Origin of the sequence: Larkinella soli (assembly GCF_003703975.1) — a bacterium.
Classification (GTDB): Bacteria; Bacteroidota; Bacteroidia; order Cytophagales; family Spirosomataceae; genus Larkinella; species Larkinella soli.
This window is the reverse complement of record NZ_QTJY01000010.1, coordinates 168,312-184,226: the sequence shown is the minus strand read 5'-3', so window position 1 is coordinate 184,226 and position 15,915 is coordinate 168,312. Positions and strand designations below refer to the sequence as shown.

The 15,915-nt window shown below is 59.3% G+C and carries 12 protein-coding genes; 7 read left to right on the top strand and 5 right to left on the bottom strand.

Annotated features, from left to right (window positions below):
• Positions 1 to 111: 111 nt before the first annotated feature.
• The 3 genes from DX909_RS18215 to secA form a co-directional block, all read right to left on the bottom strand.
• On the bottom strand, positions 112 to 1,056 hold the full coding sequence (locus DX909_RS18215) for a 3-oxoacyl-ACP synthase III family protein (protein WP_128546694.1): 945 nt from the start codon (positions 1,054 to 1,056) through the stop codon (positions 112 to 114).
• A gap of 103 nt (positions 1,057 to 1,159) precedes the next feature.
• Positions 1,160 to 2,287, bottom strand: coding sequence for a glycosyltransferase (locus DX909_RS18210; RefSeq protein WP_128546693.1), 1,128 nt, complete (start codon positions 2,285 to 2,287; stop codon positions 1,160 to 1,162).
• A 169-nt stretch (positions 2,288 to 2,456) separates the two neighbouring features.
• Entirely contained in the window at positions 2,457 to 5,828 is a 3,372-nt protein-coding gene (gene secA / locus DX909_RS18205) for a preprotein translocase subunit SecA (RefSeq protein WP_128546627.1), read from the bottom strand.
• 231 nt (positions 5,829 to 6,059) lie between these two features.
• Here secA and DX909_RS18200 point away from each other — a divergent pair, with 231 nt between their 5' ends.
• Entirely contained in the window at positions 6,060 to 7,400 is a 1,341-nt protein-coding gene (locus DX909_RS18200) for a Gfo/Idh/MocA family protein (RefSeq protein ID WP_128546626.1), read from the top strand.
• A gap of 23 nt (positions 7,401 to 7,423) precedes the next feature.
• On the opposite strand, the gene DX909_RS18195 is transcribed toward DX909_RS18200, so the two are convergent.
• Positions 7,424 to 7,774 (bottom strand): hypothetical protein, encoded by a 351-nt coding sequence (locus DX909_RS18195; RefSeq protein WP_128546625.1) that lies wholly within the window; start codon positions 7,772 to 7,774, stop codon positions 7,424 to 7,426.
• Between the two features lie 273 nt (positions 7,775 to 8,047).
• Here DX909_RS18195 and DX909_RS18190 point away from each other — a divergent pair, with 273 nt between their 5' ends.
• From DX909_RS18190 to DX909_RS18165, 6 genes are read left to right on the top strand one after another with little or no spacing between them, the layout of a single operon-like run.
• Entirely contained in the window at positions 8,048 to 8,998 is a 951-nt protein-coding gene (locus DX909_RS18190) for an RraA family protein (RefSeq protein WP_128546624.1), read from the top strand.
• Positions 8,999 to 9,025: 27 nt separating this feature from the next.
• The gene (locus DX909_RS18185) at positions 9,026 to 10,309 is read left to right on the top strand and encodes a mandelate racemase/muconate lactonizing enzyme family protein (RefSeq protein WP_128546623.1); all 1,284 of its coding nucleotides are present in this window, start codon (positions 9,026 to 9,028) and stop codon (positions 10,307 to 10,309) included.
• A gap of 17 nt (positions 10,310 to 10,326) precedes the next feature.
• Positions 10,327 to 11,613, top strand: coding sequence for a glucuronyl esterase domain-containing protein (locus DX909_RS18180; protein ID WP_206513018.1), 1,287 nt, complete (start codon positions 10,327 to 10,329; stop codon positions 11,611 to 11,613).
• Between the two features lie 15 nt (positions 11,614 to 11,628).
• Entirely contained in the window at positions 11,629 to 13,269 is a 1,641-nt protein-coding gene (locus DX909_RS18175; protein ID WP_128546622.1) for a sodium:solute symporter, read from the top strand.
• Between the two features lie 3 nt (positions 13,270 to 13,272).
• Entirely contained in the window at positions 13,273 to 14,538 is a 1,266-nt protein-coding gene (uxuA, locus tag DX909_RS18170) for a mannonate dehydratase (protein WP_128546621.1), read from the top strand.
• A 17-nt stretch (positions 14,539 to 14,555) separates the two neighbouring features.
• Positions 14,556 to 15,323: an SDR family NAD(P)-dependent oxidoreductase gene (locus DX909_RS18165; RefSeq protein WP_128546620.1), complete on the top strand. Its 768-nt coding sequence runs from the start codon at positions 14,556 to 14,558 to the stop codon at positions 15,321 to 15,323.
• A 173-nt stretch (positions 15,324 to 15,496) separates the two neighbouring features.
• Here DX909_RS18165 and DX909_RS18160 read toward each other — a convergent pair whose 3' ends face one another.
• Complete coding sequence (locus tag DX909_RS18160; protein WP_128546619.1) at positions 15,497 to 15,913, bottom strand: helix-turn-helix domain-containing protein; 417 nt, start codon at positions 15,911 to 15,913, stop codon at positions 15,497 to 15,499.
• Positions 15,914 to 15,915: the final 2 nt, after the last annotated feature.

Genomic DNA, 15,915 nt, shown 5'->3' with positions numbered 1-15,915 from the left:
CAATAATCCATCTGACCGAACGCCGAAGCACAAGATCCCTCCTGCGTCGGGATGACAAAAAACGCCGGGGTGATCCAACCCCTAACACTTAAGTGCCTTAACCCCCAACTCCTACACCTCGATCAGCATCGCTCCGAACGAGTAGCCCCCGCCGAATACCGTGATGACGATCTTCTGGCCTTTTTTGAAGATACTCCGGTTTTCCGACAGGGCGATCGCACAGCCGGCACAGCCGGTATTTCCCAGCTTCTGAATATTCGAAAGGAGTTTGGACTCGGGCAGTTTGAGCGTATTGATGACGTTGAGGCTGATCCGAAGGTTGGCCTGGTGCGGAATCAGATAATCGACGTCGTCGATCGTCAGGTTATGCTTTTCCAGGACCTGAAGGCTGACCCGGGGCATATACTGGCAGGCGTTGATGAACACGTCCCGGCCGTGCGGCATGCTCACTCCCTTTTCGAGCGGCTTCAGCATGACGCCGGTGGTGGCCTTCCCGCTGGTGGCGGCCCCGCCCGTGATGAGCGTGTGGATGGTCATGTCGTCGTCGCTCAGCCGTTCCTTCGAAATCAGCATGGCCGCCGACCCGTCACCCCAGAGGTGGCCGGAAACCGTGTCGTGCTCGTTGTTATAGGCGGTGTTGTGCTCCGAAACGATCACGACGGCCATGGATGCCTTGTTCATCGCAAAATACCCCTCCACCACTTCGATGGCGTTCAGGAGCGACGAGCAGGCCGTCGAAATGGAAACCACCGGGATATCAGGAACCCCCAGATTGTGCTGGACCACGTGGGCCAGGGTAACGATGGTATCGTAGGGAGTATAAGTCGCGCCGACTATCAGGTCAATTTCTGAGGGTTGGATCGTCGAATGGTCGAACAGACGCCGGACGGCCTCCAGGGCCATCGTGTTCGTATTTTCGTCGGAAGCCGCCTTCCGGCGTTCCTGAATTCCGGTGCGTTCGATAATCCACTCGCTCGACAATCCGTTGAGTTGCGTAAAATGTTCGTTGCCAACTACTTCGGTGGGAAGATAATGGCTAACTGCATGAATATACATCATACTGTGAAATAGAAGGGAATGGGACTCGGCCATTCCACACGGAAAATTAAGTATTTCCGGGAAGGTGTAGTATTGAAAATTAGAACAATGACAAAATATCTTATTTTTTTTCAATTAATTTATAGAAACTCAGCAGCTTGGCCTTTTCCGTCGACCAGTTGTAGCAGGTTTCGGCGGCCTGGCGCCCCCGTCTGCCCATCGCTTCGGCTTCCTGCGGGTTCTCGATCAGCCGGCGAAGACTGTCCGCCAGCGCCACCGGGTCGTACGGGTCGAGGCAGATGCCGCAGCGGTGCGTCTCCACGACCTCCCGGTACAGCGGGAAGTCGGAGGTGATAACGGGCAGCCCGAGGGCCATGTATTCGAACATTTTCGTGGTATAGGATTCCGGGTAATCGCCTACCGGCTTCAGCAGGGCCAGACCGGCCACCGCCCGGGCCGCCACGGACATCGCCCGGTGCTGGTCCGTATACCCGTAAAACTCCAGGTGGCCCCGAACAGCCCGGTAGGCCGGCAGCGTTTCCAGTTCGGCCGCTGCGAACAGCGGCCGGCCGAACAGATGGACCCGAAAATCAGCATGATAGGATTTGAGAATGGCCAGCCCCTCCAGCAGCGTGTCGATGGCCCGTTCGAAACTCAGCCAGCCGATATAGAAAAATTCCACCGGCTCGGACGGCCGGCGGTAGGGCCGCCGGTACGGCTCCAGAAAGGGAAGGGCCGGAAAATTATAGATCACGGCGTGGAGCCTTTTCAGGTTGGTATACGTACTGAGATAACCGTGTTCCGTAAATACCAGATTAAAGTGCTGCCGGGCTCGTTGGTCGAACCAGCGGAAAAGCCACCGGTAAAGCCATCCCCGATTCTCTTTCTTCAGGTGCATCTTCTTGTACAGGTTCTCCTGCACTTCATACACCACTACGGTTCCGAGGGCCTGGTAGAGATAGGCAAAGGGCAGAAACTCGGGCACATAGACGTGAATGATCTTCGGGCGCAGACGAATCGTTCTCCAGACGATCAGCGGGCAGGTGATCAGAAACCGCAGAATCACCTTTCGATAGTAGGGGAGCGGAATAAACCGGATCCCCGGCGCAGCCTTCGGGTCCGCACCCGGAAGCGCGCAGTACACTTCGTAGCGTTCCGTCAGGGAAGGGCATTGTTTGTAGACGATTCGGGGGTCGTAGGGCGGGTGAGCCGTGCTGATATGAACGACCCGGGGACGCTTTCCATCCATGGTGGCTCCGGAAACCGACGGGTGGTCGGTTTCGTTACGGTGGGAAGTATTTTTAACGAACGTTTGTAAGTACAAGTCAGGGCTAAAAGTAAGAACAATTTTCTTCTGTAAGACAAAAAAACGGGGCTCCCAGATTTGGGAGCCCCGTTTTTTTGTCTTAAGTGCCTGATCAGTCGATCAGCACCGCACGGCCGCTCTGCACGTCGTGCTCGACGGTTTTGTATTTCACGTCGCGCTTGACGGTGCCGTCCGAATACTGGACGTTGACGCGCTCGTTGCGGTTGGCGACCTTGATCGTCCGGACGGGCGCCTGCTTTTCGGCGGTGGCCATCTTGCGGGCGTATTCCTGCGGCCCGCCGGCTACCGGCTCGTCATGGTCTTCCTTATTGGTATGCAGTTCGGGCTGCGGTTCGGGCCGGCGGACGGGCGCCTGCTGCACTTCCTGCTCCATTTCTTCGACCTCCTGGCCCGGAATGTCGGCTTTTGTCAGGAAGCTGATCGTATCGAAGTTGACCTTGCTCAGGAAACGCTTGAACAGCTCGACCGACTCGAACTTGTAGACCAGCAGCGGGTCTTTCTGCTCGAACACGGCGTTCTGTACCGACTGCTTCAGGTCGTCCATCTCGCGCAGGTGTTCTTTCCATTCCTGGTCGATGATCGACAGCGAAACCGCCTTTTCCATTTCCGTGATCATCTCGCGGCCTTCCGTTTCGACGGCTTTCCGGAGGTTGGTCACGACCATCAGTTCGCGAAGGCCGTCGCTGAACGGCACCACGATGTCCTGAATGACCGCACCGCGCTCGGCCATGACGCCCTGCAGCACCGGCAGCGATTTCTCGCGGATGGCGTTGTTCTTTTCGTGGTAATGCCGGTCGGCTTCTTCGTACAGCTTCTGGGCCAGTTCCTTCGACTTCAGGCGGTTGAACTCCTCAGGGCGCATTTGCAGCTCGAAGCCGAGCGCCGTCAGCACCTGAAGGGCCAGTTCATCGTAATTGCCTTCCGTGTTGTTGACGAGGTCTTCGCAGACGTCATACATCGTGTTGGCGATGTCGAGGGCCAGGCGGTCGCCGAAGAGCGCGTTCCGGCGCCGTTTGTAGATGGCCTCGCGCTGGTAATTCATCACGTCGTCGTATTCGAGCAGGCGTTTCCGGATGCCGAAGTTGTTCTCCTCGACTTTCTTCTGCGCCCGTTCGATGGACTTTGTGATCATCGAGTGCTGAATCACTTCGCCTTCTTCCAGACCCATGCGGTCCATGATCCTGGCGATCCGGTCGGACCCGAACAGGCGCATCAGGCTGTCTTCCAGCGACACGAAGAACTGCGACGTACCGGGGTCTCCCTGACGGCCCGAACGACCGCGGAGCTGCCGGTCGACCCGGCGGGATTCGTGGCGTTCGGTACCGATGATGGCCAGACCGCCCGCATTCCGGGAGTTGGGCGTCAGCTTGATGTCGGTACCCCGGCCGGCCATGTTCGTGGCGATCGTCACCGTTCCCGGCTTCCCGGCTTCGGCCACGATCTCGGCTTCCTTCTGGTGAAATTTGGCGTTCAGAACCTGGTGCGGAATCTTCCGCAGGCCCAGCATCCGGCTCAGCAGCTCGGAGTTTTCGACCGAGGTCGTACCGACCAGCACCGGGCGGCCCTGCTCGACCAGACTTACGATCTCATCGACGACGGCGTTGTATTTTTCGCGTACCGAGCGGTACACCTTATCTTCCTGGTCTTTCCGGACGATGTTCCGGTTGGTCGGGATCACGACCACGTCCAGTTTGTAGATCTGCCAGAATTCGGAGGCTTCCGTTTCGGCCGTACCGGTCATACCGGCCAGCTTGTGGTACATCCGGAAGTAGTTCTGAAGCGTAACCGTCGCGTAGGTCTGCGTGGCGTCCTCGACCTTCACGCCTTCCTTGGCTTCGACGGCCTGGTGCAGACCGTCCGACCACCGGCGCCCTTCCATGATCCGGCCGGTCTGCTCGTCGACGATCTTGACCTTGCCGTCCATGATGACGTAGTCGACGTCGCGTTCGAACAGACAGTAAGCCTTCAGCAACTGGTTGACGGTGTTGATGCGCTGCGTCTTGACCGAATAATCCCGGATGAGGGCTTCCTTGTGCAGGATTTTTTCCTTTTCCTCCAGCTCGCGGTCTTTCTCGATCGCGTTCAGGTCGATGGAGAGGTCGGGCAGGATGAAGAAGTTGGGGTCTTCGCCCGATCCGGTGATGAAGTCGATGCCTTTTTCGGTCAGCTCGATGCTGTTGTGCCGTTCGTCGATGGTGAAATACAGCGGCTTGTCGGCTTCGGGCATCAGCTTCTGGTTTTCGGCCAGATAGATGGCTTCCGTTTTCTGAAGAACCTGCTTAATGCCGGTTTCGCTGAGGTACTTGATCAGCGGCTTGTATTTCGGCAGACCGCGGTGCGCCCGGAACAGGGCCAGACCGCCTTCTTTTTCGTCGCCGGCGGCAATTTTCTTTTTGGCTTCGTTGAGAAGGTCCATCACGAGCTTGCGCTGGACTTCGGCCACCCGGGCCACCCGGGGTTTCAATTCGCTGAATTCCTGCTCGTCACCACGCGGCACGGGGCCGGAGATGATGAGAGGCGTCCGGGCGTCGTCGACCAGCACGGAGTCGACCTCATCGACCATGGCGTAGTGGTGTTTGCGCTGCACCAGCTCATCGGTTCCCCGGGCCATGTTGTCGCGGAGGTAGTCGAAGCCGAATTCGTTGTTGGTTCCGTAGGTAATGTCGGCCAGATAAGCCTGCTTGCGGGCGAAGGAGTTGGGCTGGTGCTTATCGATGCAGTCGATGCGCAGGCCGTGAAATTCGAACAGCGGCCCCATCCACTCGGAGTCGCGTTTGGCGAGGTAGTCGTTCACCGTTACGATATGGACACCGCGGCCGGCCAGGGCATTCAGATAGGCCGGGAAGGTGGCGACGAGGGTTTTCCCTTCACCCGTTGCCATTTCGGAAATCTTGCCCTGGTGCAATACCGTACCGCCGATGATCTGTACGTCGTAGTGGACCATATCCCACTTGATGAGGGCGCCGGCGGCTTCCCAGCTGTTGGCCCAGTAGGCTTTGTCGCCTTCGATGGTGATATGGCCTTTCCGGGCGGCCAGTTCGCGGTCGATGTCGGTGGCCGTCACTTCCAGCCGTTCGTTCTCGGCGAAACGCCTGGCGGTTTCCTTTACCGTGGCGAAAGCGCGCGGCAGAATGTCCAGCAGCACCACTTCGAGTTCCTTGTTACGGTCGGCTTCCAGCTTATCGATCTGGGTGAAGATGCGCTGCTTGGCGTCGACGTCCATATCCGGCTGGCTGGTCACCTGCTGCTGGAGGTCGGCCAGCTGCGAATCGATTCCCTGCAACCGCTGAGCGATGGTCTGTTTCAGCTCGGCGGTCACCTGCCGGAGTTCGTCGTTGGAAAGAGACTGGAGTTTCGAAAACTCGGCGTTGACCTTCTCGACGTACGGGAGCAGTTCGCGGATATCCCGATCCGATTTGGTACCGAAGAGTTTCGTAATTCCTTTCGTGATAAGATTTATCATTCCGTATTAATTGATTCGAACGATTAATAAAGTTCTGCAAAATTAGCGGTTTGCTCCATAGAACAGTAACAATTTCTCGAAGGGTTTTATTTCTCAGGGGGTAAGATTTCGCAAAACCGGTTTAATCGGTCGGGAGACGGTTTAAACGGCCCGATTACACAGGACAGTTTGCGGAAATATTCTTTTTAGATTTGAGTATTCCCATTTGGTCATTTTCTATTCCTGAACCCGATGAAAAGCTCGCGTCGTACGTTCCTGCGGCAATCTACCCAACTCGCATCCGGCATCGGCCTGACGGCCGCCCTCCCCGACGAACTCCAGGCGTCGCCCGCCTTCCAGGCGCCTTCCGATCAGGTCCGCGTGGCTCTGATCGGCTGCAACAGCATGGGCTGGGCCGACCTCACTTCCATGCTCAAGCACCCCGGCGTCACCTGCGTCGCCCTGTGCGACGTCGACGCCAACGTCCTGAACCGCCGGGCCGGCGAACTGGAGAAAATGCCGGGCAAAACCCCGCCCGGCCGGAAAGCCGTTCTCTACAGCGATTTCCGTAAGCTGCTCGAAAACAAGGAGATCGACGCCGTCATCGTCGGCACCCCCGACCACTGGCACTGCCTGCCGACGGTGATGGCCTGTCAGGCCGGAAAAGACGTCTATGTGGAAAAACCGCTGGCCAACTCCATCGAGGAGTGCAATCTGATGGTGGCGGCCGCCCGGAAGCACAACCGCATCGTGCAGGTGGGGCAGTGGCAGCGCAGCGGTGCCCACTGGAAAGCCGCCCTCGATTTCGTGCGGGCCGGCAAGCTGGGCCACGTCCGCTCCGCCCGGGCCTGGGCGTTCATGCCCTACGGCAAAACCTTCCCCAAAGTGGCCGACGAAGCCGTTCCGGCCGGAGTCGACTACGACATGTGGCTCGGCCCGGCGCCCAAACGGCCTTTCAACCGGAACCGGTTTCACGGCAGCTTCCGGTATTTCTGGGATTATGCCGGCGGCCTCATGACCGACTGGGGCGCCCACATGATCGACATGGTGCTGGCCGGTATGAACGTCACGGCCCCGAAATCCGTCATGGCCGTCGGCGGGAAATACGGCTTCCCCGACCACGACGGCGACACGCCCGACACGATGCAGGTGGTGTATGATTACGGCAATTTCTCCCTGCTGTGGGAGCAGTCGCTCGGCACGGCCCGCGGCCCTTACGACCGGGAACACGGGGTGGCTTTTGTCGGAAATCTGGGCAGCGTCGTGATCGACCGGGGCCGGTGGGAGGTGCTGCCTGAGGTGGAGGCCGGGAACTACCTGATGCCCGCCCAGCCTGCCCGCAGCGGCAACGGCCGCGACCTCGACAACCACACGCTCAACTTCGTGGAGTGCGTCCGCAGCCGGAACCAGCCCAACTGTCCGGCCGAAGCCGGGCGTGACGTAGCCGTTCATGCCCAACTGGGCAATATGGCCTATCGGCTGGGCCGGAAACTGGTCTGGGACGCGGAGAAGAACGTAGTCGTGGATGACCCAAAAGCCAATGAACTGGTGAAAGCACACTATCACGGCAATTGGGCCATCCCGAAGGTATAAAAAGAGGAAGGAACGCGGAGAGATTACCGGGTGGAAAAATGAAGCCGCATCAGATGCGTTTTTTCCAGCTCCGAGGCCGGGGCATTCACCCGCTTGCCGGTTAACTGACGAATCAGGTCGTTATTGAGCCGTTCGTCCTCGCTGAACACCCTGAGACGGGCCAGCCGGTTATCTTCATTGATCTGAAAGCTGATGACCACCACACTGCCCGGGTTGTTCTTCTTCAGCACGTCCGGCCGAACCAGGTGCAGGGCAATCTGCTGCTGCCAGTTTCCGGAAGCCGCAGGTTCTTTTTTATCAGTAGTGACGGGATTCGCGAAGGCCCCCATAGCGACGATGCCCGCCAGAACCAGTGAATATACAATGCGTTTCATAACTTCCCGGTTGGAGTAAAGGATACATAAATGGTTGGTTTGTTTCCCTAACCGTCCCGATTCAATTGGCAGACGGCCGGGACGACAGAGTTTAATATTACTTAAATATTATCTCAATGTTAAGCGAATGTTAAGAAAATTGTGAAGAGAGCGTCGATCAGTTAGTTAACGGTAGCAAAATCGGTGAATCTTTCCCAAAAATAGTTTATGCAATCGGTTGCATTTTTGGAAATAATCAGGACATTTAGGACAGAATTCAATTCCTGAACCTTTATGAAACTGGTATTCCTGACCGTAATGGCGCTGCTCCTGCTGGGGCAGGCGGCCCCATCGCTCGCGCAGCAGATTTCGCGCGAGGAACTCATCTTCCTGACGCCCGAATGGAAAGGCGAACGCTTCCCCGACGGGCGACCCAAAGTTCCGGACGCCATCCTGAAGCGCATGAAACTCGTCACCCACGAGGAAGCCTGGGCGGTGCTGAAGGGCGAAAACTACAAATACCAGTATGCCGGCGGCTGGCAGGTCATCAATCCCGACAGCGTGCTGGTCGGGCGGGCGCTCACGGCCACCTTCATGCCGGGACGGCCCGACATTCACCGGGTCACCGATAAGAAAGGCCACGAAAAGGACGGCCGCGTCAAATCACAGAACTCCTGGCCCATCGACATGCTGACCAAGGGCGACGTCTACGTGGTCGACCAGTTTGATATGCACGAAGACGGCCCTACCATCGGCGACAACCTCGGCAACTCGATCTTCGCCAAATCCGGCAACGGCATCGTCTACGAGGGGGCCGTCCGCGACATCAACGGCCTAAAGGAGATCGGCGGCTTCACGTCCTTCTTCCGCAGCTACCACCCCTCACACCACCTCAACAACCCCGACGGCGAACTGAACACCACGCTGGTGGGCATCAACCGCCCGACCCGCATCGGCCGGGTCATGGTCATGCCGGGCGACGTGGTGCTGGGCCGCGACGGGGGCGTCATCTTCATCCCGCCCCATCTGGCCGAGAAAGTCGTGAAAACCTCGGAGATCGTGCGGCTGCGCGATATGTTCGGCCACCAGCGCCTGCGGGAGCAGAAATACACCCCCGGCCAGATCGACTCCCGCTGGTCGGACGAGATCGAGAAGGATTTTTCGACGTGGCTCAACGCCTACATCGATAGACTCCCCGTCCCGAAAGAGCAGATTCAGGAATACCTGAAAACCCGTACCTGGTAAATCGTCGCCCCTAAACCATTCATTCTCATGACCTTCAACTCATCCCGGCGCTCTTTCCTGACCAAGAGCGCCCTGGCCGGCGTCTTTGCCGGCTCGGCCCTGTCGTCGTTCGGGCAGGGGCTGGAAACGGCCGTCGAACGGACGCCGATGTCGTCCAAACCGTCGGACCTGAAAATCACCGACATCAGGTGCGGTTATATCCGCAACGGGCACAGTCTGTTCGTGAAGCTTCATACCAATCAGGGCATCTGGGGCTGCGGAGAGGCCGTGGACGCCACGCCCGGCACTTACCACCTCGTCAAGATGATGGGCCAGCGCATCAAGGGCAAAAGCCCGCTGAACGTCCACCGTCTGTTCGAGGACGTCCGCCGGTCGGGCTTCTTCGAGGGCGCCCAGGCCGGGATGTACGTCTCGGTGCTGTCGGCGGTCGAAACCGCCCTCTGGGATCTGGTCGGGAAGGCGCTCGGCCTGCCGGTGTATCAGCTGCTCGGCGGTAAATTCCGGGACCGAATCCGGGTTTACTGCGATACCGGCACGTATCGGGACAATGACAAAAGCCCGGATAATTTCGCCAAAAGCGCCACCGACGCCGTCAAGATGGGTTTCAATGCCGTCAAATATGACATCGACGAGCGCGACGACCCGAACAAATACGACCTCTACAACTGGACGGCCAGCCCCGGTGAGCTGGAACGGATGTACAACCAGATTGCCGCCGTCCGGAAAGCCGTCGGGCCGAAAATCGATATCTGTGTCGATATGCACGGGCGGTATGACGTCACCACAGGACGGCGCGTGGCTAAGATGATGGAACCGCTCAACCTGCTGTTCCTGGAAGAACCCATTCCGGCCGAAAACGCCGAAGCCTACCGCCAGATCCGGGAAGCGTCCAACACGCCGATCTGCGCCGGCGAGAACCACTACCTCGGCCACGGCTTCCGGCGCCTTCTCGAAATCGGGGCCGTCGACATCATCATGCCCGACCTCCAGAAAGCAGGGGGGCTGGGAGAAGCCCAGCGGATCGCCAACCTTGCCAACCTGTATTACGTACCGTTTGCTCCGCACATGGTGGCGTCATATCTGGGTGCGATGGCGTCGAGCCACGTTTGCGCGTCAGTACCCAACTTCTTGATTCTGGAATGGCAGATCTATTTTCACGAAGATCCGATGTTCAAGGAGATCGTCACCTTCGACGGGCCGATGGTCAAGGACGGCTTTATCCCGCTGTCGGAAAAGCCGGGCATCGGGGTGGAGATCAATGAGGAGGGCATGAAGAAGTATGCGCCGAAAGACGTGCCTTTCTTTGTCTGAGCCAAACGCCGTACCGAATGATTCATCTTCGAATGCGGCCGCAGGGCGGTCTGGGTCTGGTGGCTGCGCTCCTGATCGGCGCAGCGGCTCAGGCCCAGGCCCCGGCGGCCAACTACGACGAAGCCAAAGCCGGCACCTTTACGCTCCCCGACCCGCTGGTGTTCCGCGACGGCAAACCCGTCCGGACCGCGAAGGACTGGACCCGGCGACGGCGACCGGAACTGATGGAACTGTTTGCCGAGAACATCTACGGTCGCAGTCCCGAACCGCCTAAATCCATCAATTACAAGGTTTTTGAGGAAGATAAGCAGGCTCTGGGCGGAAAAGCCGTCCGGCGGCAGGTAACCATTTATTTTTCCCCGAAAAGGGAAGACGGCCCCAAAGAGGACATCCTGATCTACCTGCCCGCCGACGCCACCAAACCGGTGCCGGTCATTTTCTCGACGAATTTCTTCGGCAACCATACCGTCACGACCGACCCCGCCGTCAAACGGGCCACGGTCTGGTCCGGGAAAACCCACGAACGGATGCAGGCCCCCGAGGAATCGCGCGGGCGGGACAAGGGTTTCGACGTGGAGAAAGTGCTGGCGCGGGGCTACGGCTTCGCAACGGTCTGCTATCAGGACATCGAACCTGATTTCAAGGGTGCCGTCGTCCACGGCATCCGGCCGCTGTTTTACAAACCGGGCCAGACCGAGCTCGCCCCCGACGACTGGGGCGCCATCGGGGCCTGGTCGTACGGCCTCAGCCGGGCGCTGGATTATCTCCAGACCGACAAGGCCGTCGACGCCCGGCGGGTGGCGGTGCTGGGTTTTTCGCGGCTCGGCAAGGCGGTTTTGTGGGCCGGGGCGCAGGACACGCGGTTTGCGATGGTGCTGTCGGTCTTGTCGGGGGAGGGGGGCGCTTCGCTTTACCGGCGCGATTACGGCGAGCGGGTTCGTAATCTGGCCGGTTCGTTTCCGTACTGGTTCGCCGGAAATTTCCGGCAGTACGTCGATCAGGAGGAAAAGCTGCCCGTCGACGCCCACGAACTGATCGCCCTGATCGCCCCCCGGCCGGTCTACATCACCGGAGCCGAAGACGACAAATGGGGCGACCCGAGGGGTGAATTTCTGGCCTGCGTAGCCGCCGGGCCGGTTTACCGCCTGCTGGGCGCTCAGGACCTCGGCACCGACCGGATGCCCCCGCTGAACCAGCCCATCCGGAAAACCATCGGCTATCATTACCGCACCGGCAAGCACGAAGTGACGGCCTTCGACTGGGATCAGTTCCTGAACTTCGCCGATCTGCATCTGAAAAAGTAACCTGTATACCAATCTATGAACCTTGAATTCGGTTTGATCGATTACGCCATCATCGGCCTCTATTTCGTCATCGTCTTTGCCATCGGGTTTTACTTTTCCCGGAAGGAGCGCAGCAGTACCGAGTATTTTCTGGCCGGGCGGCACGTCGGCTGGTTTGCCGTCGGGGCCTCTCTGTTTGCCTCCAACATCTCCACCGAACATTTCATCGGGCTGTCCGGCTCCGGCTACAGTTCGGGGCTGGCCGCCGGGAATTTCGAGTGGTCGGCGAGCGTCTGCCTGCTCATTCTGGGCTGGGTGTTCGTGCCGTTTTACCTCAAATCCGGGGTGTTCACCATGCCGGAGTTTCTGGAGCGTCGGTATAGCCCGGCCAGCCGCTGGTATCTCAGCTCCGTTTCGATCATCGCCTACATCCTGACTAAAATCTCCGTCCACCTGTTCGCCGTCGGGATTCTGCTCAAGCAGGTGATGGGCTGGGATCTTTACACCTCATCCATCCTGCTCGTCGTCGCGACCGGTATCTACACCATCGCGGGCGGGATGGCCGCCGTGATCTATACGGAACTGATTCAGACCTTTATCCTGCTCATCGGGGCCATTGCCCTGACCTGGATCGGGCTGGATAAGCTCGGCGGCTGGGACGAACTCGTCCGGACCGTGCCCGACGGCCACCTGTCGATGTTCAAGCCCATGACCGACCCGGATTTTCCGTGGACGGGCGTCATCATCGCGCCCTACATCGTCGGCATCTGGTACTGGTGTACGGACCAGAGCATCGTGCAGCGGGTGCTGGCGGCCAAAAACATCGACCATGCCAAATCCGGGACCGTTTTCGCCGGGTTTCTGAAGGTGCTGCCGGTCTTCATCCTGATCCTGCCGGGCCTGATCTGTTACGGCCTCCAGCAGAAAGGGCTGCTGATGCCGGGGCAGAAAATCAGCCCGAACGACGTGTATCCGGTTATGGTGAAATACCTCCTGCCGACCGGCTTCCGGGGGCTGGTGGTGGCCTCGCTGCTGGCTGCCCTCATGGCCTCGCTGGCGGCCGTTTTCAACAGTGCCTCCACGCTGATGACCCTCGACGTCTACCAGAAATTCAACCCCGACGCGTCGGAGAAGCGGCTCGTGAACTTCGGGCGGATCTCGACGGTGGTGCTGGTGGCGGTGAGTCTGCTGTGGGTGCCGCTGGTCAACGTGCTGTCGGATCAGCTGTACGTCTACCTGCAAAGCGTGCAGGGCTACATCAGTCCGCCGATTGCCTGCGTGTTTCTGGTGGGGCTGCTCTGGCCCCGCGCCAACGCCAAAGGGGCCGCCGTGGTGCTTTGGACCGGTTTCGTGCTGGGCCTGCTGCGGTTCGTGCTGGAGGTGATCCATAAAAACAGCCCCTTCAGCAACCCGTTTATTAAAACCATGGTCGAGATGAACTTCATGCACTTTGCGATCATCCTGTTCGTGATCTCGATCCTGCTGCTGATCGTCATCAGCCTGGCTACCGAGCGCCCGGCGCAGGAAAAACTCGACGGCATGACGTTCGAATACGCCGGAAACGTCGATTTAACCGAAGATTATAAAATTGAAAGCCGGTCACGGCGTCGTCAGAACATCATTGCTTCGGTCATTCTGGGCGTGATGCTGGTGGTGCTGTGGGGCATATTCTTTTAAAAGATGGGAATGTTACAAACCATGCGGTGGTTCGGGCCGAAAGACCCGGTTTCCCTGATGGACATCCGGCAGGCCGGCTGTACGGGCGTCGTCACCGCCCTGCACCAGATACCGGTCGGTGCGGTGTGGGAAATCGCCGACATCGAGGAACGCATCCGGCTCGTCGGGGCCGCCAACGGCACCTATTCGTCCCTGCACTGGGCGGTGGTGGAGAGCCTGCCGGTCCACGAAGACATCAAGAAAGGCCGGCCGACGCGCGCCCGGTATATCGAAAACTATAAGCAGTCCCTGCGGAACCTGGCCGCCTGCGGCATCCGGACGGTCTGTTATAACTTCATGCCGGTGCTCGACTGGTCGCGGACCAATCTCAGCTACGAGATGCCCGACGGTTCGCGGGCGCTGCGGTTCGTCTGGGAGGACTTTGCGGTATTCGATCTCTGCATCCTGAAACGGCCGGGCGCCGAAGCCCACTACGAGCCGGAAACCTCCGAAGCCGCCCGGAAGAAGTTCGAACGCATGAGTGCCGAAGCCGTCACGGAACTGGGCAACATCGTGCTGCTCGGCCTGCCCGGTTCCGAAGAAAGCTTCACGCTGACCACCTTCCAGGGCCTGCTCGACGAATACGGCTCCATCGGCGACCGGGAACTGCGCGAGAATCTGTATTATTTTATCGGGGAAGTGGCTCCGGTAGCCGCGGAAGCGGGTGTGAACCTCTGCATTCACCCCGACGACCCGCCGAGGCCGCTGCTCGGTCTGCCGCGGGTGGTCAGCACCGAAGCCGATCTGGCGCAGCTGATGGCGGCCTGCGACCTGCGGGCCAACGGCATCACGTTCTGCACCGGCTCGCTCGGCATCCGGCCCGACAACGACCTGCCCGGCATGATCCGGCGCTTCGGCGACCGCATCCATTTTGTGCATCTGCGCACCACCAAACGCGAAGCCGACCCGCGCAATTTTTACGAAGCCGACCACCTGGCGGGAGACGTTGACATGTTTGCCGTTGTCAAGGAGATCGTGCTGGAACAGCAGCGCCGGGAGCGGGCCGGAGTAGGGGAAACGTCCATTCCGATGCGCCCGGACCACGGCCACCAGATGCTCGACGACCTGAATTCCGGCAAACGGACCTATCCCGGTTATTCGGCCATCGGCCGGCTCCGCGGGCTGGCCGAACTGCGCGGCCTCGAATTGGGCATCGAACGGTCACTGGCCGAACAGGCCCGGAACCGTTCGGCGGAACCCCGGCCGACGGCGTCTGCCCAACCATTTTAAACTGTTATTATCTCTATATCGTGAGTCAGAAGTCCATTTTTTCATTGTCCGGGAAGGTCGCGCTGATCACCGGGGGCGGCACCGGCATCGGGTTCGACATCGCCCGCTGCATGGTCGAAGCCGGGGCGCAGGTGGTCATCACGGGCCGGCGCGAAGAGCCGCTGAAGGAGGCCGTCGCGTTGCTCGGCGGGCAGGCGCATTATGTCACCAACGACGTGACCGACCTCGGGTCGCTGGAAGGGCTGGTAGAGCAGATCGAAACCACCGTCGGGCCGGTCGACATCCTGGTCAACAATGCCGGCATCAATCTGAAAAAACCCGCGCTGGAGGTGACCGACGAGGAGTTTGCCCGCATCGTTCACACGAACTTACATGCGGTATTTGCCCTGACGCGGGCCTGCGCCCGCCGGATGGTGGAACGGCGCAGCGGCTGCCTTCTGATGATTACCTCGATGGCCGCCTACTACGGCATCGACCGGGTGGCGGCCTACGGGGCTTCCAAATCGGCGGTGGAGGGGATGGTACGCATTCTGGCGTCGGAGTTTTCCGGCCACGGCGTCCGCGTCAACGCCATCGCGCCCGGGTTTATCGAAACCGAGATGAGCCGAAAAGCTATGGGCGGTGACCCCGACCGTCGCGACCGCGCCCTTCGCCGGACGCCGATGGGCCACTTCGGCAAACCCGAAGACATCGGCCACGCGGCCGTTTTTCTGGCCTCCGACGGCGCCCGCTACATCACCGGAGCCTCCCTGCCGGTCGACGGGGGGAATTCGATCGGGTTCTAACCACCCCCCGCCCCCCTCCTAAAACAGGAGGGGGAGTGCGCTGCCAATCCCCAGTCCCTGCGAAGCCACCCCCTCCTTGGTAAGGAGGGGGATGGGGGGTGGTTTTCCTGAGGATTGTTCATTAAACTCCTAACCCCCTGAAAGCCAAGCCCCCGGTGCGGGGTGTTCTTCGCCTACTTTTCTTGATAAAGCTTTTGGTACAGTTCGGCCTTTTCTTTTTCGGCCTCGAGAAGTCGTTCGTAGAGTTCTACAACTTTATCGATGGGATTGAAGGTACAATGTGTATGCATGGTGGGATTTATCGAATGGGAATTGACGGGACTGGAATTGACGGAAGATCCCTCGTAATTGTGCTGAATGTTGAACATGGCGGTTTCCTCATCGAAGTTCCGGATGGCCTCGGCCGGCACTTTCAGCACGCGGGCCAGTTGGTCCAGCAACTCCGGCTCGATGTCTTCTTTCTGCTCCAGCACCAAGATTTTTCGCTGGTTCCAGTCCTCGCCCAGCTCGAAGGCTAAGGCTTCCTGCTTGATGCCGAGCATCTCCCGGAAGCGTTTCACATTTCGGCCCTGATGAATCGTTTTCGGCATGG